The sequence below is a fragment of the Salinadaptatus halalkaliphilus genome (genome assembly GCF_006543045.1).
In the GTDB taxonomy this organism is placed as follows: Archaea; Halobacteriota; Halobacteria; order Halobacteriales; family Natrialbaceae; genus Salinadaptatus; species Salinadaptatus halalkaliphilus.
This window is the reverse complement of record NZ_RBZW01000003.1, coordinates 1-22,758: the sequence shown is the minus strand read 5'-3', so window position 1 is coordinate 22,758 and position 22,758 is coordinate 1. Positions and strand designations below refer to the sequence as shown.

Genomic DNA, 22,758 nt, shown 5'->3' with positions numbered 1-22,758 from the left:
CTTACGTACTTCGAGTTGGTCGGTCTCCTCCTGGGACCCGCTCCGTAAACCCACATATTCCGGAAGCAATGTTTGTTCGTATCACGATAGCCACCATGAGTCTTCATACGGTCCCACCACGTCGTGTCGAACAGGCGTGTTTCTTTAAGTGCTTCTGGTCATAAGGTGGTGCTATACAGGGAGTTCTTTCGCTCTATTTCCCATCTCGCTAGCATCCGATGACTCTCTTGCCATTATCCGATGACTTGATCTTGAACAGAGCCTACGACTAGCGAGGTCCACAGGTTACACGCGAAATGCGAGGTGCATAATTGCCCGGTCAAGAGTAAGACATATTCTATGACACGCTGTACCGAAGCTACGTCTTGCAGGGTTGCGCTGGTGCTGGACACACTTTTCGCACCCTGCTGCTTCGTACGTGACGCTTTCTATGACACGCTCGTTGTTACTATAGTTCTCGAGTCGAGACCGATAGGCAGTGATGGGGACAGCGTCATCGACCCGAATTCGAGTTGCCGAACCAGCCGACGCGGCCGCCGCCCGCGAGATCTACGCACCGTTCTGTAGGTCGACGGCAGTCACCTTCGAAGAGACGCCGCCGACCGAATCCGAACTCGCAGACCGCATCGAGTCGACGCTCGAGACCTATCCGTGGCTCGTCTGTGAACACGACGGACAGGCCGTCGGCTACGCCTACGCGAGTTCGTTGCGAAAGCGCCGGGCCTACCAGTGGGTCGCCGAACTCTCGGTATACGTGGCCGACGACGCTCGAGGATCCGGCGTCGGTCGCGGTCTCTACGAGTCGCTGTTCGCGATCCTCGAGCGCCAGGGTATCTGTGACGTCTATGCCGTTACGACGGTGCCCAACCCCGAGACCGTCGCCTTTCACGAGCGGCTCGGATTCGATCGACTGGTCGACTTCCCGGCGATCGGCTACAGCGACGACGACTGGCGAGACGTCGCCTGGTGGCGCCGATCGATCGGCGAAAAATCCGCCGATCCCGAGCCGATCACGCCGTTTGTCGATCTGCAGTCGACTGTCGACACCGACCTCGAGTCGGTCGTCCGAACCGGCGAAGACGCGATCGAAGTCGCTTAGTAGCTCTCTCCCACCGTATCGAGTATGATTGCCGATCACTGGCAGACCTACCTTGTCACCCAGGCGTCGATCTCGGCGGGCCGATCGACCCTCGAGATCGTCCGGGAGGCGATCGCCGGCGGCATCGACGTCGTGCAACTGCGCGAGAAAGAGACCGACACCCGCTGGCGGTACGAACTCGGCCTCGAACTCCGGGAACTCACGGCCGAGGCGGGCGTCGATCTGATCGTCAACGACCGCGTCGATATCGCCGAGGCGATCGACGCCGACGGCGTCCACGTCGGCCAGACGGACCTCCCGGTCGCCGTCGCGCGCGAGTTACTCGGCCCCGACGCGATCGTCGGCTGTTCGGCGAGCACGCTCGAGGAGGCGCGAGCGGCCGAGGCCGACGGCGCGGATTATCTGGGTGTGGGGACCATCTATGGAACGTCCTCGAAGGACGTCGAAGCGTACAAAGACGGCGTCGGCCCCGAACGCGTCGCCGATATTGCCGACGCGGTGTCGATCCCAGTGGTCGGGATCGGTGGTGTGACGGCCGACAACGCCGCGCCGGTCGTCGACGCTGGAGCCGTCGGCGTCGCCGTCGTCTCCGAGATCACCGCGGCCGACGATCCGCGTGCAGCGACCGAAGCGCTCGCCGAAGCCGTCGAAACTGGGATGACCGATGACGGCGAACAACAGGACCGATGACCGATCCAGTCAATCCATCCGGCGACGACCTCGCCGACTCGCTGCGGACGATCGCCGAGTCCAAGCCGCTCGTCCAGTCGCTGACCAACACGGTGACGATCAACGATGTCGCGAACCTGGTGTTGCACTGGGGCGCGCTCCCGGTGATGGCCGACTCGCCGGGCGACGCCGGGGAGATGGCCCAGGGCGCGTCCGGCTTGCTCATCAATATCGGCCAGGTACCCGACGGTCGCGTCGAGGCCATGCACGAGGCCGGCCGAACCGCGAACGAACGCGAGATTCCCGTCGTCCTCGATCCGGTCGGCGTCGGCTCGACCCCGACCCGCGAGTCGGTCGCCGAAACCCTCCTCGAGGACCTCGAGTTCTCGATTATCAAGGGCAACTACGGCGAGATCAGCGCCCTCGCGGGCGTCGAAGCCGAGGTCGAGGGCGTCGAATCGGTCGGCGAGTACGACGAGATCGAACACACTGCTACGGCAGTGGCCGAGTCGACCGACGCGGTCGTCGTCGCCTCGGGCGTAGAGGATATCGTCGCGGACGCGGATGGGTCCTACCGCGTATCGGCCGGCGACGAGATGCTCGCGGCCGTCGTCGGCACCGGTTGTATGCTCGGGGCCTCCCTCGCGGCGTTCGACGCGGCGCTTTCGGACGATCTGACTGCTGCGCTCTACGGGACGCTCGCGTTCGGTATCGCCGGCGAGCGCGCCGCCGAGATGGCCCACGATGGCCCGGCGAGCTACCGCCGGAACTTCCACGACGCCGTGGCCGGACTGGCTGGCGAGGACGCCGACACGTTCGACCTCGAGGACCGGATCGAACGGATCACCTGAAACTGTTTTGAGCGCCGGTAGCCAAAGGACACACATGACGCGAGACCAGCTCACAGCAGCAGCCAACACACTGCAGAGTGCAGCCGGCGAAGCCACCGACGAGGAGACGCGTGATCGGCTCCAGACGCAATCAGCACAGTTCGCGGCGCTTGCCGACGCCGAACGCGGACCGGACCACGGGAAACTCGCCCGCCACGAGCACGTACTCACCGAAATCGCCGACGATACCGGCGGCGAGGTCGAAGCGGCGATCGAGGACGCTCTCGAGTCGATTCGCGCCTACCGGGAGACGGTCGAAGGCGTCTGATACGGTTTACTGTCAGTCAGTTCCGGCGCACCCGCAACCCGGGCGGCGGCTGGGCCGGTAAATCGTTACAGTAATCCGTATGAAACGCACACCGAACGGGCCACCTGATCGTCCGCGGGTCGTCAACAGACCGGTTTCGGATTCGCGCCCATCGCTTCCAGATTCTCGACGTACTCGCCGTAGGCCGCCTCGATCGCCCCCGTCGCGGCCTCGAGCGCTCGCTCGCGGTCGTCGTCACTCGCACAGACGGTCTCGAGTAGCTCGCTGGCTCGCTCGAGTTGGACGTCCAGATCGTCGCCGAACTCGCGGAAGACGCCGGCAGTTTGGGGGTCGGCGTCGCCGACGAAGTAGCCGACGACCTGTTCTTTCGAGCGTTTGCTCGCGAGGAGACGGCCCACGAACGCGCCGACGCGTTCGACCGTCGACTCGCGCTCGCGGAGGTACTCGTGGAGGGCGGGCACCGTTTCGGGCTCGTAGTCGTCGGTCTCGAGGCGGTCACAGACCGTCTCGAAGTGTTCGCGTTCCTCCGCGGCGGTGGTCTCGAAGGCCGTGCTCGCGTCGGCGTGGTCCTCGTCGTCGGCCCACGCGCTAAACGTCTGGCAAGCGGCGTATTCGGCGTCTGCCGTCGCCTCGAGGACGGGTTCGGTGTCGATGTCGCCGCCGGTGTCGGCGTAGAGCGATTTCGAGGACCCGAGTCGTGAGAGGGCGGTCTGGTTCTGATCGCGGACGGTCTCGAGAAATGCGTCGGCGTCGGTCATACCCGAGTGTTCGACCGCACTCGAGTTAGGCCTGTCGTCAGCCGTCGACGGGTCGTGCCGGGACGCCGGCGACGGTCCTCCCGGCTTCGATGTCGTCGGTGAGAACCGATCCCGCACCGACGGTCGCGCCGTCGCCGACCGTGATGGCGCCCAGTAGCGTCGCGTTGGCACCGATCGTGACCTCGTCGCCGAGTGTCGGATGGCGTTTGACCGGCTCGTTCGTGTCCCCGCCGAGCGTGACGCCGTGATACATGTGGACATCGTCGCCGATCTCGGCCGTCTCACCGATGACGACGCCCATCCCGTGATCGATCGTCACGCGCCGACCGATCGTCGCCCCCGGGTGGATTTCGACGCCGGTCAGAAAGCGAACAAGTTGGGAAAGCAAGCGGGCGAGTAACTGAAAGCCGGCGTTCCAGCACCGATGGGCGAGGCGGTGACCCCACACGGCGTGGACGCCCGAGTAACAGAGCGCGACCTCGAGACAGCCCGTCGCGGCGGGGTCTCGATCGCACATCGCCCGGGTATCTTCACGCAGCCGACTGAGCATCTGTCCTCCGGGGTGAGATGGCAAGAGGTCGTGCGTGGGTCCCGTCGCCTGTCGACGGGCAACACGAACACCGGTACGGAGCGTGCGCTGGTCGGTTCCACTCGGTACACGCGGTGTAACCGGTGACTCTCATGCCAGGGACTTCTTGGCTAGGTCGTCTAAAAGGGTTCGTTCCCGGTGCGCCCCGGCGGCGACACGCGCGACGCTCGTCTCGCCCGCTGACGAGGTCACTTGCCCTGCTCGAGTCGGGTGCCGATCCGAGTCGGCAAGCCCGCCTCGGCGACCCCTTTCTGGACGGCCGCGATATCGTACTCGACGCGGTGGGTGTCGACGGTGATCGCCTCGAGGTCGAGGACCGCGTAGCTCGCCCGCGGATCGCCGTCGCGCGGTTGGCCGACGCTGCCAGGGTTGACGACGATACCCTCGTCGTACTCGCGAACGCACTGGACGTGCGTATGACCGAGTACCAGGATGTCCTCCTCGCCGAGTAACTCGGGCGAAAACTGTCGCGGATACGTATACGTGGTGTAGCGCTTCGGGTCGTCCGGGTTCCCGTGTACGAGTTTCAGCCGACCGTCACACAGCAGTCGTTCTGCGGGGAGGTCGGCCAGCCACGCGAGTTGCTCGCTCGAGAGTTCCGCCCTGGCGTGTTCGACACCCGCCCGCGCCATGCCGTTGAACTGAAAGGCAGTCTCGTCGGCGGTGGCAACATCGTGATTCCCCATCACCGTCGGTACCTCCCGGTCGCGGAGTTCGTCGACGCAGTCGGCTGGCCAAGGGTTGTAGCCGACGACGTCGCCCGCACAGCACAGCCGATCGACCGGCGGCATGTCCGCGAGAACGGCCTCGAGGGCGACCCGGTTACCGTGGACGTCCGAAATGAGTCCGATTTTCATGCTCGAAGCTAGTCGGCGCGAGTGATTTGTAGGTTGGCCGCGGCCTGTGCTGGTCGAGTCCGACCATCGGCCCGTCACCGGAGGAGGGTAGCGACCACGACCGCGCCGATACCGAGGAGTCCGCCGGCGCCGAACCCGGCCGTCGCGGCCACCGGAAGCACCGAACCTGCCAGTACTCCCCAGATCACGGTTGCGACGAGAACGACGACAGCGCCCCGACCCACGACCCCGATCGCCCGAAACCAAGCACCGAATCGCTGACCGACCGGCGAAGATGCGCCGAGTCCGATCCCGACGGCGAACACGACGAACCCGGCGAGAACCCAACTCCAGACGACCGTGTCGGCGGTTGCGAGGATCCAGACTGCCCACAGCGAGGTCACGGCTGCGACCAGCAGTTCCCAGCGGGTCGGTGACTCGTCACCAGTCTCGGTCTGGTGGTCGGACACGGATTCTTCGACCATCGGTAATACGGTCGGCGTCCAGTCGAATAAAACGGTCGGCAGCGAGGCGTTCACTCCCCGTTCTCGATCGCCGTTTCGAAGCCGTCGGCGGTCCGGGCGACGCCGGCAGCACAGACCGCGTGTTCGAACTCGAGGCCGTAGGCCTCGCTCGCGGCGTCGGCTGCGTTCTCAGCGTCGAACGCGTACGATTCGGGGGCGTCCTTCTCGTAGGTCGCCACGAGCGTCGGCTCGTCGACGGTTTCGACTAGCAGTGCGTCCTTGCGAACGGTAGCGATCATCGCCTCGCCGTCGCCGCCGATGGTCGCTGCGATGCGGGGCGTATCGTAGTCGTCTTTCTCGTAATCGAGTGCCAGCAAACACTCCGCGAGCGCGTCGCGAGCTGGATAGCCCAACTCGAGTTTCTCCGCGATCGGATCGACGTGCGAGCCGTTACCGAAGGCGGCCGTCTCGCCCGTCGGCGTTTCGACGACGCGCAGGCAGTTGTAGGAGACGTAAGGGTTGTCCGTCTCGGGGGCATCTTCGGTGGGTCCCACGGTCAGAGCCTCGTCTCGAGCCGTGATTTCGCGGTTGGGAAACGAGCGTGAGGAGACGCGGTAGGCGCCCACTTCGGGACCGACGACGACGAATCGTCCGACGTACATACTCGTCGGTGCGCGCGAACGGGAAAAAGGGATGTCGGTTCCGACTCGAGGCTCGTGGCTGGACTCACGTGGGCTCTGACCACGGATTTATACGGGAAAGCGCGGCGAAGACCGGTGTGACGACGGAAGGCGAGTGTCTCGAGGCGTTGCAACGGGCGGCGGACGAACTCGGCGAGTCGCCGACGAAAGCACAGTACGAGGAACTCGGGTTGACGCCGGCATCCGCGACGATCATCCGAACGTGTGGCGGCTGGAACGACGCGAAGGAAAAGGCAGGATTGGAAACGGCGTACTCGAGGGGTTCCCGCGTCGGGCCGAAACCGGACGATGTCGAACTTCCGGCGGGAACGTCCTGGGACGAATTGACAGTCGACCAGCGGTGGCATTACCGAAACGTCGAGTGGAATACGGAACGGACATTACGTCGTCGGTCCCGGCTTCGGTGCTGGCTGTACGATCAGAAGTCCGGAGAAGCGTGTTCCCGATGTGGGACCGATACTGTTGCCTGCCTGGACTTCCATCACGTCGAAGACGAAGAGAAACTACTGGCAGTCGGACGAATGGTGACGTACGGATACGGGACGGAGGCGATTCGTACCGAAATCGAGAAATGCGAAATACTGTGTGCAAATTGTCATCGGAAAACTCATCGTTCGCCACCGGAGAGTGAACTCCGACGCTGGGTATACGGCCGCAAGCGAGACGCTGGTGGCTGTGATCGCTGCTCAGAATCGGATCCTAGCTGTTTAGACTTTCACCACACCACAGACGAAAAGGATGCGACCATCGCGGAACTGACCGCCAACAACAAATCGAAGCAGCGCATTCGTTCTGAGATGGAACGATGCACCGTGCCCTGTGCGAACTGCCATCGGGCCGAACACTACACGGCACCGACGAACTGATACTGTTGGACAGAACGACGTGAAGCCAATCGGTCTGCTGGGATCGTCACCGTCGGCGACAACCCCGAATTCACGATCGGCTTCGTATTGACTGCTGTCCGATAGTATGACTTCCCCGCCTTCTCCTCCACTCTCGTACGAGTTCGTAACACTCTAATACGAACGCCGAGTACGGATGAGTACGTCGGTAATGGAGGCCGACTGAACGTGTCAAGTCCATTAGGGTAGCGGCCAATCCTTCGAGCTTCTGGGGCTCGAGACGCTGGTTCGAATCCAGCATGGACTACTTCTTCGGTTCGTTCGACTCGAGGCTATTCCCTACGCCCTCTCCGGGTTTCCACTCGAAATGAAGGGGGTTCGACACTCGAGTCGTCGTCCGACTGCTGGCCGTCTTCGATCGAATTCCACGACTGTCGATACTATTATAATTCATTGGATACTGTATCAAAATATGAATCGGCGGACGGTACTGTCGGCGGTCGGGACAGCAAGTATCAGCGCCGTCGCCGGCTGTTTCGGCTCCGACTCGAGCGACGGCGAGAACCCCACGTCGGGCGAGTTCGAGGAGCCAGACGAGTACGAGACGGAGAGTTTCGGAGAACGATCGGTACCGTTCGTTCCCCTCGAGACCGTCTACGACTGGTGGAACGAAGATGCGGTACAGCTCGTCGACGCTCGAACCGAACCACAGTATAACGAAGCCCACATCGACGGCGCAGTCTTCAGCCCGGCGCCGGACGGCCTCGAGGCGGACGACCCCGTCGCAGCGTGGAGCACGGAGACCCCGATCGTCACCTACTGCGTCTGTCCGATCGCGCAGGCGGGCCAACGAGGGGCAACGTTGCTCGAGGAGGGATATACGAACGTCTACGGCCTCGCAGGTGGATTCAATCCGTGGCGGGAAAACGGCTACGCGACCGAGAGCAACGTCGACGCCGAGTTGACGTCCTACGAGATTCGAGGGCAGACGGATTCGGTCCACGCCGGCGAGACGGTCCTCGTTCGAGAGCCCGAAACCGGCCAGCGCGAAGCCTCGCGGATCGGCGACGACGGCCGATACGAACTCTCGTTGCACTTCGTCGACACCCCGACCGACGCCGTCGTCGAACTCAAGACGCCCGAGGAAACGCGGAAAGGGTCGCTCGAGGAGTTTACGGACGACGTGGTCCGTGCGTAACTCGATACAGGAATCCGTATCACTCGGTTTCGTAGGCCCCTGCCCGCTCGAGCTCGCCGCGGTTACCTAGTACGGCGGGCGTCCGACAGATCCCCGGCGCACCCGTTACCTGTGGGACGGTGCAGTTGTTACAGCTCTCACAGAGCGCCCGCGTGTCGGCGGTATCGGCCTCGAGCAGTCGAGCCGCGAGTCGTGGTTCGGCGTAGAACGGCCGAGCCATACCGACCATGTCGCATGCTGGCGTCGAATCGGTCGCCACGTTCGCATCGTCGCTCGAGCCGATTCCGGCCGACGCCGTCGCGTCGGCGTTCGGATCGCACCCCAGCAGCCGATCCATCTCGGTGCGCGCTCGAATGCCGCCCTCGGCGAGGACGGGAACGGACACCTGCTCGCGAACCCGCCGACAGAAGTCCTCGTTCCAGGCCGGCTCGTGGTCGTATTGCAGCGACTGCAGTTTGTTGCCCAGCGCGACGAGTCGCTTGCGCCACGGGCCGCCGAAGGCGGCGTCGTAGCCGTCCTGCAGTGTGGCGTTGTCCCAGGCGCGGTCGGGGTACTCGCCGCGGACGATGCTCATATCCCAGACGACCGAGGTCTGGACGGGAACGAGACCGTCGTAGCCGATCCGTTCGAGTCGGCGTGCGATCTCGATGCCGTCGTCGAGCGAGAGTTTGTGGCTGACGATCGGTGCAGGCGGCGCTGGCGTCTCGGCGGGAACTTTCGTTATCAACGGCACGTCGCCCACTCGATCCCGAATCTCGTCGTGGACGAGCGCGAGGAACTCGAGGCGGGCTTCGGGGGAGCCGCCGAACTCGTCGTCACGGCGGTTGTAAAACGGCGAGAGAAACTGCTGGACGATCCCCATGTTCGCCCCGGCGAGGTGAATCCCATCGTAGCCCGCCTCGACGGCCAGCGCAGCCGAGCGACCGAAATCGGCCGCGAGATCGTACACTTCATCGTTCGAGAGAACGCGGGGATCGAACGACAGTGCGCCGACCCGATCGAGCAGGCGCAACTGCCAGGGCAACGACGAAACGGCGAGTTGCTCGAGGTCGGGATGGCGGCTGCGGTACTGGGCGTGCCAGGTTTCCATACTTCGCAGGCCGCCGTGCTCGAGCTGGAGGAAGATTCGGCTCCCGTGGTCGTGAATCCGATCGGGCAGCCGCGAGAGTCGCGAGACGAACGCGGGGTCGTGGACGCGGGTCATCCCCGGCGCGGCACAGCCGCCCTCGCCGCGGACGATCGTCGCCCCCTGACAGACGAGCCCGACGCCGGATTCAGCGGCCGGCTCGAGGTCGTCGATCAACGCGTCGACGGCGTCGGGTCCGTTGCCTGCACACTCGAGCAGCGGCGCGCGGTAGAGTCGGTTTGGAACCGTCACGCCGCCGATCTCGATCGGCTTTTCGAGGGTGGCCATATCGGGATTATCACGGGACCGCACAAGAGATTGCCGTCCAGCCAGGTCAGGGCCGATCGAGGTCACACCGGTTCCCGTAGCTCTTTTTGTCGCCCTGTCCTCTCCACGGGCATGGCACCAGTTACGCGACTCGTTCTCGACGTGTTGAAACCCCACGATCCGAGCGTCGTCACGTTCACGAGGCAACTAAGCGATCTCGAGGGTATCGATGGCGCGACTGCAACGGTTATCGAAGTCGACGAGAGCGTCAAGACCCTCCGGGTGACGATCGCAGGCAGCGACCTCGATCTCGAGAGCGTTCGTGCCGAAATCGAGGATCTGAGCGCGTCGATCCACTCGGTCGATCAGGTTGCCTGCGGCTCACAAATCGTCGAGGATCCCTTGCTCGGGCGCTGACAATGGGTGCTCGACTCGACCGACTCCGGCGCGTCCTCGAGAAAGAACAGGTCCGTTCGATCTCGCGGCGGTACTTCATCGCCAACGGGTTCGACGGGACGCTCACGAGCATCGGCGTCGTCGTCGGCGCGTATCTCTCGGGCATCGGCGAGGGACTCACCGCGGTCGCGATCGGTCTCGGCGCGGCCGTCGGGCTCGGAACCTCGGGCGTCTGGAGCGTCTGGGAGATCGAACGCGCCGAAGCGCTTGCCGACCAACAACGCCTCGAACGGGCGATGCTCACCGACCTCAAGGACACCCGCGTCCAGCGCGAGAATCGGGCGGCTCAGATCGTTCACGCGATCGCGAGTGCGACGGGTCCACTCCTTGCAATCGGGCTCACGCTCGTCCCGCTGACACTCGAGGGAATCGTCTTCTCGATGCTCCAGGCCGTCCTCGCCTCGATCGCCGTCGGCGTCTTGCTTCTGGCGACGTTTGGCATCTACCTGGCGTCGATCTCGCGCCAGCGGTGGTACGTCGCGGCCGTGCGGATGGGACTGGCCGGTATCGTCGTCGCCGGGATCAACGTCCTCTTGCCGGGGTAGGGTCGCGTTCTCGAGCGCCCAGTAGAAACAGATTCGATCAGTTCTCGAGCGCGAGCGACGCCAGCAGCGCCTCGAGCTGGAGCCGCTCGTTCGCGCCCTCCGTGATGCGATAATCGGCCTCGCCGAGTCGCTCGAGCAGTCGCACCGTCTCTTTCTCGGGGATGTCGAACGACCAGGCCGACCGGTGCAGTTGATCGATGACATCACCGCCGGCGAGTCCGCGATCGGTCAGCAGTTCCTCCAAGGCGGCTCTCGCGGCCGTAAAGTCGCCGCCGATGGCGTGTTCGACCATCGCCTCGACTTCTTCGGGGCGGGCGGTCGCGGTGATCGCGAAGACAGTCTCCTCGTCGACCGTTTCGCCCATCACGGCGGCGGCTTGGAGTGCGTTGATCGCCTTGCGCATGTCGCCGTCGGCGGCGTAGACGAGGGCATCGATGCCGTCGTCGGTGACCGTGATTCCTTCGATCTCGGCGATCTCGCGGATCTGGGCTTCGATCGCTGCCTCGCCGAGTTCCGTAAAGCGAAAGACCGCACACCGGGACTGGATCGGATCGATGATCTGACTCGAGTAGTTACACGAGAGGATAAAGCGGGTGTTGTTCGAGAACTGCTCCATCGTGCGACGCAGCGCTGACTGGGCGTCGCTCGTGAGGGCGTCGGCCTCGTCGAGGAAAATAACCCGATGATCGTAGCCGCCGAACGACGACCGCGCGAAGTCCTTGATCCGGTCGCGGACGACGTCGATCCCCCGCTGGTCGGAGGCGTTGAGCTCGAGGAAGTTCTCGCGCCAGTCGTCGCCGTAGACTTCGCGAGCGATGGCCTGTGAACTGGCCGTCTTTCCGACACCCGCCGGCCCCGAAAACATGAGGTGGGGGAGGTCGTCTTGCTCGACGTAGCGCTGGAGTCGCGGGACGATATCCTCGTGGCCTTTGATCTCGTCGAGTCGCTCCGGCCGATACTTCTCGATCCAGACTTCGGTCTTGCCGGGGGTTGGCTCCGCCGCCTCGGCGTCGGCCTCGCTCATACCGGGCCAAGGGTGGGCCGGAAGATAAATCGACCGAAGGTGATCGTTGATCCGTAACGCGGGTCGTCCCCAGTATTAGTCGCTGGTCATCACGGTGACCGGGCGATCTGACTCGAGGAGGACGCGCTGGGCGACGCTGCCGAAGATCGCTTTCCCGGTTGGGGATCGCCGTCTCCCGGCGATTGCGATCGTATCGGCGTCGGCCTCGTTGCTCACCCGGAGAATCTCCTCGACCGGATCGCCGTGTTCGCGTCGGACCGTGACATCGACATCGTGGTCCTCGAGGTACTCGGCGACTTCCGTCACGCTGTTTGGCACAGTCGCGTCCTCGTAGAGGTCTTTCGAGCGGACAACGCCCGTCTCGTCGGTAACTTCGAACTCCTCGAAGACGTTGAGGACGATGACCTCGACATCGGTTTCACTGTCTGGCAGTCCAGCGACGTACGCTGCTGTGTCGAGACTCCGATCGGATTTGACCGGCATAACGACCGTATACATGGCTACTCAATTCCGCTGCGACCGTATAGGAGTTTGGGACGGTAGTGTCATACGAACGGAGTGTAAGGGCGGCTGTTACGAGAGGCACGTTTTTGTCACTGCTCGTGCGGAGTCGCCTATGTGACCCGATTCGCGCGGGGAAGTTGTTAACCGAGGTCTTCGTCGCGTTCGGATTCGCGGAGGATGAACGGTCCCATCGCCAGCGTTCGCTTCGCGACGGTCGCGATCCGGAGGATGTAGGTGATGAAGACGACGAACGGCGAGATGCCGACGACGAAGCCGGCGCTCGTCAGCCAGACCAGGTAGTCGACCCCGAGCGCCGATCCGGGCAACGCGCTTCCGTCGACGTACATGATCATGAACGCCATCAGGGTCAGGGCGGGCACCGAAATGTACAACAGCGCCCGCGAGAGGTTGATCAGTTCCCACTGGAAGTACAGCGTCTTGAAGTGTTCGCGGGCCGGGCTGAACAGTTTCAGCGTGTCGATCATGTGGTCGATTTTCTCGCTTGCCTCCTCGGAGAAGGAGTCGCCGTAATCGGCACGGATCTTGCGGGCGTCGTAGATTTTCCGCGAGTAGTTGAAGTTCAGCGCCGCCCAGAGCACGTCGAAGCTGCCAAACTGGGCGTTCTCGAGCTCGCTCTTGACGCTTTCGGCGTTTTCGTCGACGTCGGCGACGTAGTCGGCGATCTTCTCGCGGAGCTCCTTGTCGCGCTCGTCTTCCATGACGTTCTCGAGCTCGGTCGCTCGCTCCTGGACGCCATCGACGAGCTCGAAGAGGAAGGCTGCGGGTTCGGGCGGACTCGCATCCTCGTCGATCGTGTCCTCGACGTCCTGTCGGAACGCCATCGCATCCTGCATCCGGTCGCGTTGTTCGCCGACCGCACCCAACTCCTGGGAGAGCACCAGCTGGTTGATCGTGACGACGATCGAGGTGCCGGTGATGATCGCGCCGATAAAGGCCGAAAAGAGGAATTCGAGACCGTCCTGGTTCTCGACAATCTCCCGAAGCGGCGTCAACTCGAGAAAGCTGAGCGCGACGAGTACGACGAAGACGCCGGACAAAACGACACCCGTGAGGATCCACCGGTTGAGTTGCAGTAGTATCCACAGTCGCGGCCCGCCCAACCGATCCTGCTCGCTCGAGTCGTCGTCCGAATCACTCACGACTGTCAGCACACATCACGTCGATTGATAAAATACCTCCCCCGGAATGATCTAGTCGCCGGGGGTTCGTCCCCTCGACGCCGTCGATATCAGTCCGATCCCGTCGGCGTTTGGGATCCCGGCTCCGCGCCGTAGCTGACGTCGAAGGGGCCTTCGTCGGGATCTTTCTTCGGGAGCATCGGGCCGACCGACGCGGTCCGCCGCGTGACGGTGGCCGTTCGGAGGATAAACGACGCGAGCAACGAAAGCGGCGAAACGACGACGGCGATCAACGCACTGACGACGTAGGGTAGATAATCCAGACTGATCGAGGCTCCGCCGAGGTCGGCGTACAGAAAGCCGATGAGCATCGCCGATAGAATCGCCGGCATGCCACAGTAGATCGTCAACTGCGAGAATCGCGTGAGTTCGCGTTGGAGGTACGTGGTCTTGAAGTGTTCGCGGGCGACGCTGAATAGCTGTAAGGTGTCGATGAGCCCCTCGAGCGCGTCCGTCCCCTCTCTGGGGAGTCCATCGCCGTAGCGCCCGCGCAGATGTTTGGCGGCGTACAGCTGCCAGGCGTTGTCGTAGCCGATCGCGGCCGAGACGGCGCGAAACGTGCCGAACTTCGTGTGTTCGAGGGTCTCGTCGACTCGCTCGGTACTCTCTTGGACGTGGTTGGTGTACGCGGTTATCTGCTCCGTCGCGTCCGGATCATCGTGATCGGCGACTGCAGCTGCCAACGTCTCCGACCGGTCGTGAATCGCTTCGACGAGCAACTCGAGTATCCGCGTCGGTGAGGCTGGCGTCGCCGGCACCCCGACTGCGTCGGCGGTATCCGATCGAAACGACATGACGCCCTGGATCTGGTCTTCGGATTCGCCGGCGGCGGCGAACTCCCGGGAGAGGATGAGCTGGTTGATCGAGACGACGAGGGTGACCAGCGAGAAGGTGCCGGCGATCATGCCGCCGGCCAGTCGCGTGATCGAATCGTCGTTGACGAACGAGATGATCCCGACCGCATGCAACCCCAGAAAGAGGAGAAACACAACCACCGAGATGACCGTCGACACGAACAACCGATCGGCTTCCACGAGCACCCAGTCCCGTAGTCGGGACAGCGACCGCTTCCGTTTGCCGATATCGGTCCCGTAGGACTCGAGCGTCTCCTCGCTATCTGCGGACCCCATATCCTCTCACGCATCTTCCACGACCGATAAGGTCCCCCTTGCACATCCCGCTGTATATCCGCGCGATCTGACGCGTATCCGGCGTTCGAGCCTGCAGGGCCCAGACTCAAATGCGTCCATGCCATCCTCTCGTCCATGATCAGCCACAGCAACCGCCAGCCCGCCCCAATTCGGTGGCGATGAGTCGGCACCGGTCGACGACCCGCCGTCGACTGCTCACAGTGTCCGGACTCGGTGTCGTCTCGACGCTTTCCGGCTGTGCCGGCGTCGGCGGCAAGGAATCGCCTGCCTACGAAGACGGCACCGCCGAGGATGTCGACGGCGATGACCGCACACCCGAAGAGATGACGGCGGCGGAAGCGCTGGCCGAACAGGAGATTCACGAGAGCGTCACGCCGCTCGAGGCGCTTACGATCGTCGATCACGAGTTCGTTCTCGAGGACGGTTTCAACGGGCCGACCGTCCAAGGAACGGTCGAAAACACGGGCGACGATCGCATCCAGTTCGTCGAGCTCCGCGTTCGGCTCTACGACGCGGACGACGCTCAACTGGGCCGATACCTCGATACGACGGGCGACCTCGAGGGTAGCGACGAGTGGTCGTTCGAGGTGATTTTGCTCGAGTCGCCCGCGGACATCGCCAGCTACGACGTGACCGTTCTGGGAACGCCGACGTGACCGATAGGACACCCGCTCGGGACGGCTCACCGTGCGTCCTCCGGTTCGATACCGTAACTGTCCTGGATACGTTCGACGACGATGTCGTGAAATCCAACCAGTAGCATCACCGCGACGATGATGACGAGGCCCTCCGGGACCGTCGACATCAGCCCAAGCGCGACGATCAACGTCGTCGCACAGGCCGCTGCGTGATTCGTATCGGACCAGAGCATGCCGACGGTCGTCAGGACCATCGCGACGATCGCGCTGACGACCAGCCTGGCGACTTCCGTCGCGAACGGCTCACCGTTACATTACCCTGGTCGAACGCGTCGACGACGAGCAGTCCGTCGGCGATCGTGAGATAGGCCACGAGTCCACAGACCGTCGCGATCGCGTGGCCGCCGACCACGTGGTAGGCCCCTTCCGCCCGCGGTTGCTCGCCGGTCGCCATGAGATAGGCCGACGGGCCGAGACTCGGGAACAGAAATGGCTGACCCATCGCCCAGGCGAGTCCCCCGAGAAAGAGGAAGTGCAAAATAAACGCCGCGGCGACAACCAGTGCTTACAGCGCCCAGACGGGGACTTACAGCGCCCACTCGGCGAGATCGTCGTCGACGCCCTCGAGTATCACGTCGATGCCGACCGCGAGCGTATACGACGGGCGACCTTTCCCGGTCGGGGAGGTCCCGTCGGTCTCGACTTCCTCGACGACGTCCGTCGCCTCGAGGGTGTACAGCGATCGCATGACGTCGGCCTCCGAGAGCGTGCCGACGAGATCGGTCTCACCCGTCTCGAGGCTGGATCGACAGAGCCGGCGCAGGTCGTGAGTCTGGACCGGCGTCAGTTCCTCTCGGTGGGCGTATGCGACGCCGAGGAGGACCACCTGCTCAGTTCGGGATAACGTATCCTCGATCGAATTGACTGCCATACAGGACTATCGTTCTCAAGTGTGGTAATCCTTGTCCTCGGTGCCACGTGCCGAATCGACCGTGCGGGCGAACCAATCGCGTTCCGAGACGCCGCGTCAGGAGGACCGTTCCTCGTCCTGCAGCTCCGCGAGTTCGGCTTCGACCTCGCTATCCTCGACGTCGGCCTCGAGGTCCTCGAGTTCGGATTCGTCGATGTCTCCTTCGACCTCCGTCTCCGCCGGCGGTTCGGGCTCGGTCTCGCCGTCGCCGCCCTCGGCACCGACGTCGGATTTCAGCGTCTCGAGTTCGGCTTCGACGCCGCTGCCAGCCGACAGCTCCTCGAGTTCGCGATCGATGTTGTCCTTGTCCGACATCACGTCGTCGAAGGCGCCGGTCTCGTGGAGTTCGTCCAGCGCCGCGGCGCGAGCCTCCATATCTTCGGTCTGTTCTTCGGCGCGTTCGATGGCGCGACCGACATCCTCGAACTCCTCGCCAGTAGCCGTCATCGCTTCCGAGACGGTCGAACTCGCTTCGGCGGCCTCGTAGCGGGCCTTCATCGTCTCCTTTTTGGTGCGGAACTCCTCGATGCGGGTCTGGAGTTCGTCTTTTTGCTCGATCAACTGATCTTGCTGGCTCTGGAGTTCCGAAATCTGGCGCTCGAGGTCCTCGATCTGGTTCATCTTCGTCTTCTTCTTCTCGAGGGCGCGTCGCGCCAGGTCCTCGCGGTCCTGCTGGACCGCCGTGCGGGCCTGTTCGTTGTGTTTCTCGACGTTGTCCTCGAGGCGGCGTTTCTGCATCTCGAGGCGCTTTTTCTGCGTGGTGAGATCGGCGATGCCGCGTTTGACCTCCTGGAGTTGGTCGCGCATCTGCTCGTAGGAGTAGTCGAGCGTCTGCGTCGGGTCCTCGGCCCGGTTGAGCAGCGAGTTGATCTTCGACCGGATGACGTAGGAGGTCCGAGAGAGGATGCCCATACTCGTATGTAACGCTGGGCACCCTTAAAAACATCACATCAACGACAGTCACCGACGAAAGGATTGCAATGGATCGGGTCCAACGAGCGCGCATGAGCGTGGTGATCCCCGGAAATCGCGATGTCCGTGCGACGCATGCACAGCCAGGAACCGAGACGAATGTGATCGTCGTCGCTGCCCCACCCCATCCCCAACACGGCGGCTCGAGACACGACGGTCGGCTCGTCACGCTCGCGGAGACGCTGACCGACTCGGGCATCGCCTGCCTGCGCTTCGATTACGGCGCGTGGGACGAGGGCTACGGCGAGTGCGAGGACGTTTGCAGCGCCGTATGGTGGGCCGCCGAGCGATACGAACGGGTTGGACTCTTCGGCTATAGCTTCGGTGCGACGCTTGCGCTACTGGCCGCGGCCGACCTCGAAACCGATGGCGAGATCGACGCCGTCTCGGCGCTCGCCCCGACCGCCCGACTGGCGGCCGATTTGGACGCTCTCGAGGCCCTCGAGGTGCTCGAGGTGCCGGTACAGATTCAGTACGGCGAGCGCGATACGAGCGTCGAGTGGGAACCGATCGTCGACCGCGCGACCGACCGGGGCGACGACGTCAGCGAGCGGTCGGCCGGCCACTTCTTCGCTGGACAGGAAGCGCCGGTCGCCGACGCGGCCCAGGAGTTCTTCGAGCGGACGCTGATGGACTGAGACGAGTCGTCCTATGGATCAAAAACCAGAAACCGACGGACAGCTACCGACAGCGCGGCGACCGCGACGACGTTATTCGAGACTGATATCCGAGGACTGTTCGGCGGGTTCGAAGACGACCTCGAGAACGCCGTTGTTGTAGGTCGCGGCGGCGGTGTGTTCGTTGACCCGGGTCGGCAGGGAGACGCGTTCGTCGTACTGGCGTCGGTCGCTGCCGGCGGAGATGGTCAACACGGTGCCGTCACACTCGAGTTCGATGTGGTCTTTTTCGACCCCGGGGAGGTCGGCGATAACGCGAACTTCGTCGTCGGTCTCGTGAATATCTACGTGAGTGTCCATGCCGAATCCGTTCTCAGCGCCGTGTTGGGAGTCGAAGTCGACGTTTCGGTCGGCACCGTTCATCATTTCGTTCATCATGCGCTCGATCTCACGAAAGAGGTCGTCGAAGGGCTCGTCGCGGTCGTCTCGTCGCATAGGGTGACCTTGGGGGCCACGTGGCAAAAACTTTCTGACGGCTGTAGAATTGTGGATCAGGTTCGCTGTCGAAGGCGGGAACACGTTTGCTGATCGGATCGCCGTCGATCCCTCTCAGTTCACCACGGGGAGGATATCACCTCGAGTGGCTCTTCGACCTCGGTGTAGAGGCCATCAACGTCGAGTCGATCTTGACGACCTCCGACGGCGTTTCGGACGCGCTACTCGAGCGGTTCCGTGAGGGGTCGTCGGGTGCGGGCAGCGGGTACGCTACAGGCCGATGCCCATTGTTTCGTTGGTCCGCTCGATGCTCTCGGCGGCGTCGGCTTCGCCCAGTACGGCACGGATCGCGTCGACGTTTTCGGGAACGACATCCGATTCTTGGTGGATGCCCTGGAAGAGGTAGAGATCGTCTTCAACGGTCGAGATCGACTCTTCCCAGATGCAGTTCTCCCAGATGTCCGCGCGCGGACGGCCTACGTCCATCGCGTACTCCTTGAGTTTGCCGCTGCCGTCGATGGCCATCCGCTCGGGGATGATAAAGAGTCGCGATTCGTCTGCAAGCAGTTCGCGGACCTCGGCCGCGTCTGGCTCGGCCTCGAGGGTGACATTTAAGCTGTGCATGTGCATCAGCGTGGCGGGGACCTTCATCCCGAGCGTGTCGATGTCCAGATCGGCGAAGATGGTCTCGACATCGGGGCCGTGGTGTGAGGGAATCGTCACCGGGTTCGGGAGGATGTCGTTGATCGGGCCGCGATCGGTCTGGCCGGGATCGCCGCCGCGACGGACGAGCGTCGCACGGACCTTTTCGACGCCGTATTCCTCCCGTAGCGGCGCGATAACCCGCGAGAGGCCGGTCGTATTACAGGAGACGACGCGGACGTGATCCGCGCCCGTCGCGTCGTCGAAGTTCGAGCGAGCGTTGAAACTGGTGTCGACGAGGTCGGCATCCTCGCCGCCCTGGTAGAGCGCGGGGGTGTCGTGGGCCTCGTACATCGACTTATTCTGGGCGCCGATGCCGGAGGGTGTGGCGTCGACGACGATGTCGGCTTCGTCGACGAGGTCCTCGACGGGCCCCGCGATCTCGAGGCCGGCTTCGGCGAACTGGTCGGCGCGTTCCTCGATGGCCGCATAGAGGGCAAAATCCTTCTCGAGGGCGGTCTCGGCTTCGAAGTTCGGACGGGTCTTGGCGACGCCCAAGACGTCCATATCCGGCTGTTGCCGGACGGCGTCCGCGACCCGTTTGCCGATCGTTCCGTAGCCGTTGATCGCGACCTGAATCATGTAGTCGGATGTGCAGTACCGACGCTGATAATCGTTTCGAGGTGTTTCAGCCGAGATTTACTCGCCGCAGAGTTCTTTCGGACGGCAGCCGGTATCCAGACGTGGTCCGCGCCTCGACCGGACGACGGCCGTCCCGTTTCACCGATCGAGTGCGACGCCGAGCCGACAGCAAGACCTATCGGCCTCCTCGAGGGAACCGTAGGTATGTCCAACCTTCGTCCGGCCGCCGAGACGGCCGTCGAGCAGTGTCTGGCTCTCGGGGCCGACGAGTCGTGTGTGATCGTCACCGACGACAAGCGCGAACCCATCGGCGAGGTGCTCTACGACGTCGCGAGCGAGATCACCGACGATGTCGCTATCGTGCGGTACCCGCCGGGCGACCAGCACGGCGAAGAACCGCCGGCCCCCGTCGCAGCTGCCCTCGAGGGCGCCGACGCCTTCCTCGCGCCGACGACCAAGAGCTTGAGTCACACGCGGGCCCGCTCTGACGCGACCGAGGCCGGCGCCCGGGGCGCGACGCTGCCGGGCATCACCGAGGCGGTGTTCGTCACCGGCCTTGAGACCGACTACGATCGTATCCTCACAGAATGCCAGCGCACCCTCGAGCGCGTCGCCGACGCCGAGGAGATTCGGGTCACGACCGACCGTGGCACCGACATCACGTTTACCATCGGCGACCGCGAGTGGCACGACGATACCGGCGACGTGAGCGAACCCGGCTCCTTTTCGAACCTCCCTGCCGGCGAGGTCTTCGTCAGCCCGAAATCCGCCGACGGCACCTACGTCGTCGACGGGACGATGCGACCCCACGGCCTGCTCGAGGAGGGACAGGAACTCGAGTTCGTCGTCGAGGGCGGCTACGTCACCGAAATCTCCGACGACGAGATCAGAGAGCAAGTCGAGGCGGGAGCCGAAACGGTCGGCGACGCCGCCTACAACCTCGCCGAACTCGGCATCGGGACGAACGTCGGCGTCACCGAACTGATTGGGTCGGTGCTGTTAGACGAGAAAGCTGCCGGCACCGTCCACATCGCTATCGGCGACAACGCCGGCATCGGCGGCGAGACGGAGGCACCCCTGCACCTCGACGGAATCGTCCGGGAGCCGACCGTGCTCGTCGACGGCGAGGAACTCGAGTTGCCCTCGGTTTGAGGGGTTCTCGAGCGGATTTTCTCGAGGTGTTGCGGAAACGGCCAGTGGCGATAGTGGCAACGACAACAACGAACACACTCGAGGAGGGGGAGATCGGTTTCGCGAATCCGGATCCCAGTACGTGGGTACGTAGAACGAACCGGAAAGAGAGGGTCACCGACAGTTAGTAGTACACCGATAACATAGTACAACCTAACATGTCGAGTAGCACCCGTAACCCAGAAGTTGTACGTATTTCACAGAAGGGGCAGGCGACGATCCCGAAGGCGTTACGAGAGAAGTTTGGGATCGACACCCCAGGAGAGGTGTTCATTTACGAAGAAGACGAGCGAATCATCGTCGAACCGATCCCGTCACTCGAGGAGTTGGGTGGGATTCACGCTGATACTGACCGCGAGCGTGGCGATGTACTCGAACGAGTTCGTGAACTGAAACACGAGGAACGACGGCGTGAAGATGCCCGTGGTGATCGACTCCGGCCGACCGATACGGAGGATGAATGAGCGACCAGTACGTCTTCGACACCGAAGCGATCATCGCATATCTCTACGACGAGCCGGGTCGAAACGTCGTCGAACGGTTTCTTGGAGATGTTCGGGACGGGACTGTCGACGGATTGCTGGCAGAGACAAACGCCGGTGAAGTGCTCTATCTCGTTGCTCGCTTCGAAGGGATCGACGACGAGCCAACGATGGACTCACTTCGCACTGCGGATCGCGATCTCCGTGCGCTCGAGCGGTGGGGGATCCACATCGAGCGAGCGGATTGGCGGCTTGCCGCGGAGGTGAAGGCAGATGGTCACATCTCGTTTGCGGACGCCCACGGCGTTGCACTCGCCCACGAGACGGATGCGACACTCGTCGCCGGCGGTGATGACGACTTCGAGACGCTCCCAATCGACGTCGACGTGGTTCGTTTTCGTGAGGAGGGGGTCTATAGTAACCACTGATACGGACCGTTGTAGTTCTTTACCGGTGATCAGCCGGACGGAGTCGGTGATCACCGGTAAAACGCTACAACAATCCGTATGAGACGGTCTGCTGTAACGATTTCGAGAGTGAACTCGAGGCGACACACAGCAGCACGAAGGAGCGAAACACCCACCGTTTCGACCAGTCCGACGTGGAGAAAGTACTTGGCTGCCGAACCATCTGTTGGAAATATGAACAGACGGGGCTGCCTCGCGCTCGCGGGATCTGGAGCGACGATCGGCCTTTCTGGATGCGTCTTCGACGACAGTGCAGCGGACGACACGACCGACAACTCGAGTGTGTCAGCCACCAACGAGACGAATGGCCGAGCAGACAGTGACGAGGCGGACACGCCACGGGAGTGTCCAGTGACGCAGGACCTCGAGGTCACCCCGCCAGCGCAAGTCGACGAAAACGCAGTCGACTCGTTCCTCGAGGAGTACGAATCGGAATACGTGCTGGCAGACATCGAAGCGTCCTACGACGGCTGGGACATTCCCGCTCCCCCGAACACGTCGGTCGACGATCTCGAAGAGGAGGGGACGGGGCTCGTCGCGGAGACGCAGTCAATCTGGTCGGCGAATACCAGAAAAGACGTCACGATCAGCGCCGAACCGCGAGAAGAGGTTCCGGACGATGTCGAGCCGATCGACGGAGACGACCTTCCGGACGACGCCGCACTCGCTGCCGAAACCGCAGCCGAAGCGGTCGACGAAGACCAGCTACAGCGGTGGCGAGACCGCGATCAGAACTACTCTCTGCTGACCGATCCCCTCGAGTCTACCCGAGGTGAGGACGACGAGTATTACGTGACCGTCGACGAGACTTTCGTGGCCCTGGAAGTGACCCCGAACACCGGAGAGATCATCGACGGGAACACGATCGCCTGGTACTACGTCGACGACGTCGTCGCCAGACGGACGGAAGAGGAGGACGTCGATCCCGCAGACGCCACCATCGTGGAATGTTTTACTGGTATGAGTTTACCCCGAAGTCTCGACAGCCGGTACAGCGTGAGTCCGTGAGATCATCTCATTGTTGTTGACGACTCGGCGAAGTTCTTCGTAGGG

General features: G+C 63.2%; 30 protein-coding genes and 1 tRNA gene. 15 read left to right on the top strand and 16 right to left on the bottom strand.

Going from position 1 to position 22,758, the window contains the following annotated elements; all coding sequences use genetic code 11:
- The first annotated feature begins 481 nt into the window (after positions 1-481).
- Genes D8Y22_RS00180 through D8Y22_RS00165 form a run of 4 tightly spaced genes read left to right on the top strand, consistent with a single transcriptional unit; the run spans position 482 to position 2,926 of the window.
- Positions 482-1,099 carry a GNAT family N-acetyltransferase gene (locus D8Y22_RS00180; RefSeq protein WP_141462546.1) on the top strand — a complete coding sequence of 206 codons (618 nt, stop codon included), beginning with the start codon at positions 482-484 and terminating at the stop codon, positions 1,097-1,099.
- Between the two features lie 24 nt (positions 1,100-1,123).
- The gene (thiE, locus tag D8Y22_RS00175) at positions 1,124-1,789 is read left to right on the top strand and encodes a thiamine phosphate synthase (RefSeq protein ID WP_141462545.1); all 666 of its coding nucleotides are present in this window, start codon (positions 1,124-1,126) and stop codon (positions 1,787-1,789) included.
- Entirely contained in the window at positions 1,786-2,619 is an 834-nt protein-coding gene (gene thiM, locus D8Y22_RS00170; protein WP_141462544.1) for a hydroxyethylthiazole kinase, read from the top strand. The genes thiE and thiM overlap by 4 nt, the downstream gene beginning before the upstream one ends.
- A 34-nt stretch (positions 2,620-2,653) precedes the next feature.
- On the top strand, positions 2,654-2,926 hold the full coding sequence (locus D8Y22_RS00165; RefSeq protein ID WP_141462543.1) for a DUF7553 family protein: 273 nt from the start codon (positions 2,654-2,656) through the stop codon (positions 2,924-2,926).
- Between the two features lie 122 nt (positions 2,927-3,048).
- On the opposite strand, the gene D8Y22_RS00160 is transcribed toward D8Y22_RS00165, so the two are convergent.
- The 5 genes from D8Y22_RS00160 to D8Y22_RS00140 form a co-directional block, all read right to left on the bottom strand.
- Positions 3,049-3,684, bottom strand: coding sequence for a rubrerythrin family protein (locus D8Y22_RS00160; protein ID WP_141462542.1), 636 nt, complete (start codon positions 3,682-3,684; stop codon positions 3,049-3,051).
- A gap of 37 nt (positions 3,685-3,721) precedes the next feature.
- Positions 3,722-4,234 carry a serine O-acetyltransferase gene (cysE, locus tag D8Y22_RS00155; protein ID WP_141462541.1) on the bottom strand — a complete coding sequence of 171 codons (513 nt, stop codon included), beginning with the start codon at positions 4,232-4,234 and terminating at the stop codon, positions 3,722-3,724.
- Between the two features lie 227 nt (positions 4,235-4,461).
- On the bottom strand, positions 4,462-5,130 hold the full coding sequence (locus tag D8Y22_RS00150; RefSeq protein ID WP_141462540.1) for a metallophosphoesterase family protein: 669 nt from the start codon (positions 5,128-5,130) through the stop codon (positions 4,462-4,464).
- Positions 5,131-5,204: 74 nt separating this feature from the next.
- On the bottom strand, positions 5,205-5,594 hold the full coding sequence (locus D8Y22_RS00145) for a hypothetical protein (RefSeq protein ID WP_141462539.1): 390 nt from the start codon (positions 5,592-5,594) through the stop codon (positions 5,205-5,207).
- 50 nt (positions 5,595-5,644) lie between these two features.
- Complete coding sequence (locus tag D8Y22_RS00140; protein ID WP_141462538.1) at positions 5,645-6,235, bottom strand: IMP cyclohydrolase; 591 nt, start codon at positions 6,233-6,235, stop codon at positions 5,645-5,647.
- Between the two features lie 116 nt (positions 6,236-6,351).
- Here D8Y22_RS00140 and D8Y22_RS00135 point away from each other — a divergent pair, with 116 nt between their 5' ends.
- The 3 genes from D8Y22_RS00135 (at position 6,352) to D8Y22_RS00125 (ending at position 8,317) form a co-directional block, all read left to right on the top strand.
- Positions 6,352-7,140, top strand: a complete 789-nt coding sequence (locus D8Y22_RS00135) for a homing endonuclease associated repeat-containing protein (RefSeq protein ID WP_141462537.1) — start codon at positions 6,352-6,354, stop codon at positions 7,138-7,140.
- Positions 7,141-7,353: 213 nt separating this feature from the next.
- Positions 7,354-7,426: transfer RNA gene (locus tag D8Y22_RS00130), tRNA-Gln, on the top strand.
- A gap of 165 nt (positions 7,427-7,591) precedes the next feature.
- Positions 7,592-8,317 carry a rhodanese-like domain-containing protein gene (locus D8Y22_RS00125; RefSeq protein WP_141462536.1) on the top strand — a complete coding sequence of 242 codons (726 nt, stop codon included), beginning with the start codon at positions 7,592-7,594 and terminating at the stop codon, positions 8,315-8,317.
- A 19-nt stretch (positions 8,318-8,336) separates the two neighbouring features.
- Here the strand turns inward: D8Y22_RS00125 and D8Y22_RS00120 are convergent, their stop codons facing one another.
- Complete coding sequence (locus tag D8Y22_RS00120; RefSeq protein ID WP_141462535.1) at positions 8,337-9,731, bottom strand: oxidoreductase; 1,395 nt, start codon at positions 9,729-9,731, stop codon at positions 8,337-8,339.
- 111 nt (positions 9,732-9,842) lie between these two features.
- On the opposite strand from D8Y22_RS00120, the gene D8Y22_RS00115 reads away from it, so the two are divergent.
- Both D8Y22_RS00115 and D8Y22_RS00110 read left to right on the top strand, forming a co-directional pair.
- Entirely contained in the window at positions 9,843-10,127 is a 285-nt protein-coding gene (locus D8Y22_RS00115; RefSeq protein WP_141462534.1) for a DUF211 domain-containing protein, read from the top strand.
- Positions 10,128-10,129: 2 nt separating this feature from the next.
- Positions 10,130-10,711: a VIT1/CCC1 transporter family protein gene (locus D8Y22_RS00110; protein ID WP_174811705.1), complete on the top strand. Its 582-nt coding sequence runs from the start codon at positions 10,130-10,132 to the stop codon at positions 10,709-10,711.
- 37 nt (positions 10,712-10,748) lie between these two features.
- Here the strand turns inward: D8Y22_RS00110 and D8Y22_RS00105 are convergent, their stop codons facing one another.
- From D8Y22_RS00105 to D8Y22_RS00090, 4 genes are all read right to left on the bottom strand, one after another.
- Entirely contained in the window at positions 10,749-11,735 is a 987-nt protein-coding gene (locus D8Y22_RS00105; protein WP_141462533.1) for a replication factor C small subunit, read from the bottom strand.
- A gap of 75 nt (positions 11,736-11,810) precedes the next feature.
- On the bottom strand, positions 11,811-12,233 hold the full coding sequence (locus D8Y22_RS00100) for a universal stress protein (protein WP_141462532.1): 423 nt from the start codon (positions 12,231-12,233) through the stop codon (positions 11,811-11,813).
- Between the two features lie 146 nt (positions 12,234-12,379).
- The gene (locus D8Y22_RS00095; protein ID WP_141462531.1) at positions 12,380-13,399 is read right to left on the bottom strand and encodes a hypothetical protein; all 1,020 of its coding nucleotides are present in this window, start codon (positions 13,397-13,399) and stop codon (positions 12,380-12,382) included.
- Positions 13,400-13,488: 89 nt separating this feature from the next.
- The gene (locus tag D8Y22_RS00090) at positions 13,489-14,568 is read right to left on the bottom strand and encodes a hypothetical protein (protein ID WP_141462530.1); all 1,080 of its coding nucleotides are present in this window, start codon (positions 14,566-14,568) and stop codon (positions 13,489-13,491) included.
- 179 nt (positions 14,569-14,747) lie between these two features.
- Here D8Y22_RS00090 and D8Y22_RS00085 point away from each other — a divergent pair, with 179 nt between their 5' ends.
- Positions 14,748-15,245: an FxLYD domain-containing protein gene (locus tag D8Y22_RS00085; protein ID WP_141462529.1), complete on the top strand. Its 498-nt coding sequence runs from the start codon at positions 14,748-14,750 to the stop codon at positions 15,243-15,245.
- A 26-nt stretch (positions 15,246-15,271) separates the two neighbouring features.
- Here the strand turns inward: D8Y22_RS00085 and D8Y22_RS22725 are convergent, their stop codons facing one another.
- From D8Y22_RS22725 to D8Y22_RS00070, 4 genes are all read right to left on the bottom strand, one after another.
- Complete coding sequence (locus tag D8Y22_RS22725; RefSeq protein WP_246084315.1) at positions 15,272-15,481, bottom strand: hypothetical protein; 210 nt, start codon at positions 15,479-15,481, stop codon at positions 15,272-15,274.
- Complete coding sequence (locus D8Y22_RS22720) at positions 15,472-15,729, bottom strand: HPP family protein (protein WP_246084314.1); 258 nt, start codon at positions 15,727-15,729, stop codon at positions 15,472-15,474. The genes D8Y22_RS22725 and D8Y22_RS22720 overlap by 10 nt, the downstream gene beginning before the upstream one ends.
- 84 nt (positions 15,730-15,813) lie before the next feature.
- A complete protein-coding gene (locus D8Y22_RS00075) occupies positions 15,814-16,158 on the bottom strand; it encodes a hypothetical protein (protein WP_141462528.1) in 345 nt (114 codons plus the stop codon).
- A 96-nt stretch (positions 16,159-16,254) separates the two neighbouring features.
- Positions 16,255-17,109 (bottom strand): PspA/IM30 family protein, encoded by an 855-nt coding sequence (locus tag D8Y22_RS00070; RefSeq protein WP_141462527.1) that lies wholly within the window; start codon positions 17,107-17,109, stop codon positions 16,255-16,257.
- Positions 17,110-17,177: 68 nt separating this feature from the next.
- On the opposite strand from D8Y22_RS00070, the gene D8Y22_RS00065 reads away from it, so the two are divergent.
- Positions 17,178-17,807: a dienelactone hydrolase family protein gene (locus D8Y22_RS00065; protein WP_246084313.1), complete on the top strand. Its 630-nt coding sequence runs from the start codon at positions 17,178-17,180 to the stop codon at positions 17,805-17,807.
- A 72-nt stretch (positions 17,808-17,879) separates the two neighbouring features.
- Here D8Y22_RS00065 and D8Y22_RS00060 read toward each other — a convergent pair whose 3' ends face one another.
- Positions 17,880-18,281 carry an Hsp20/alpha crystallin family protein gene (locus tag D8Y22_RS00060; RefSeq protein WP_141462525.1) on the bottom strand — a complete coding sequence of 134 codons (402 nt, stop codon included), beginning with the start codon at positions 18,279-18,281 and terminating at the stop codon, positions 17,880-17,882.
- A 270-nt stretch (positions 18,282-18,551) separates the two neighbouring features.
- Complete coding sequence (locus D8Y22_RS00055) at positions 18,552-19,565, bottom strand: type II glyceraldehyde-3-phosphate dehydrogenase (RefSeq protein WP_141462524.1); 1,014 nt, start codon at positions 19,563-19,565, stop codon at positions 18,552-18,554.
- A gap of 204 nt (positions 19,566-19,769) precedes the next feature.
- Between D8Y22_RS00055 and D8Y22_RS00050 the strand changes: the two genes are divergently transcribed.
- From D8Y22_RS00050 to D8Y22_RS00035, 4 genes are all read left to right on the top strand, one after another.
- A complete protein-coding gene (locus D8Y22_RS00050; protein ID WP_141462523.1) occupies positions 19,770-20,717 on the top strand; it encodes an aminopeptidase in 948 nt (315 codons plus the stop codon).
- Positions 20,718-20,914: 197 nt separating this feature from the next.
- Positions 20,915-21,220: an AbrB/MazE/SpoVT family DNA-binding domain-containing protein gene (locus D8Y22_RS00045; RefSeq protein WP_141462522.1), complete on the top strand. Its 306-nt coding sequence runs from the start codon at positions 20,915-20,917 to the stop codon at positions 21,218-21,220.
- Positions 21,217-21,666, top strand: a complete 450-nt coding sequence (locus tag D8Y22_RS00040; protein WP_141462521.1) for a PIN domain-containing protein — start codon at positions 21,217-21,219, stop codon at positions 21,664-21,666. Before D8Y22_RS00045 ends, D8Y22_RS00040 begins: the two co-directional genes overlap by 4 nt.
- Positions 21,667-21,879: 213 nt before the next feature.
- A complete protein-coding gene (locus D8Y22_RS00035; protein ID WP_141462520.1) occupies positions 21,880-22,713 on the top strand; it encodes a hypothetical protein in 834 nt (277 codons plus the stop codon).
- The last annotated feature ends 45 nt before the right edge of the window (positions 22,714-22,758 follow it).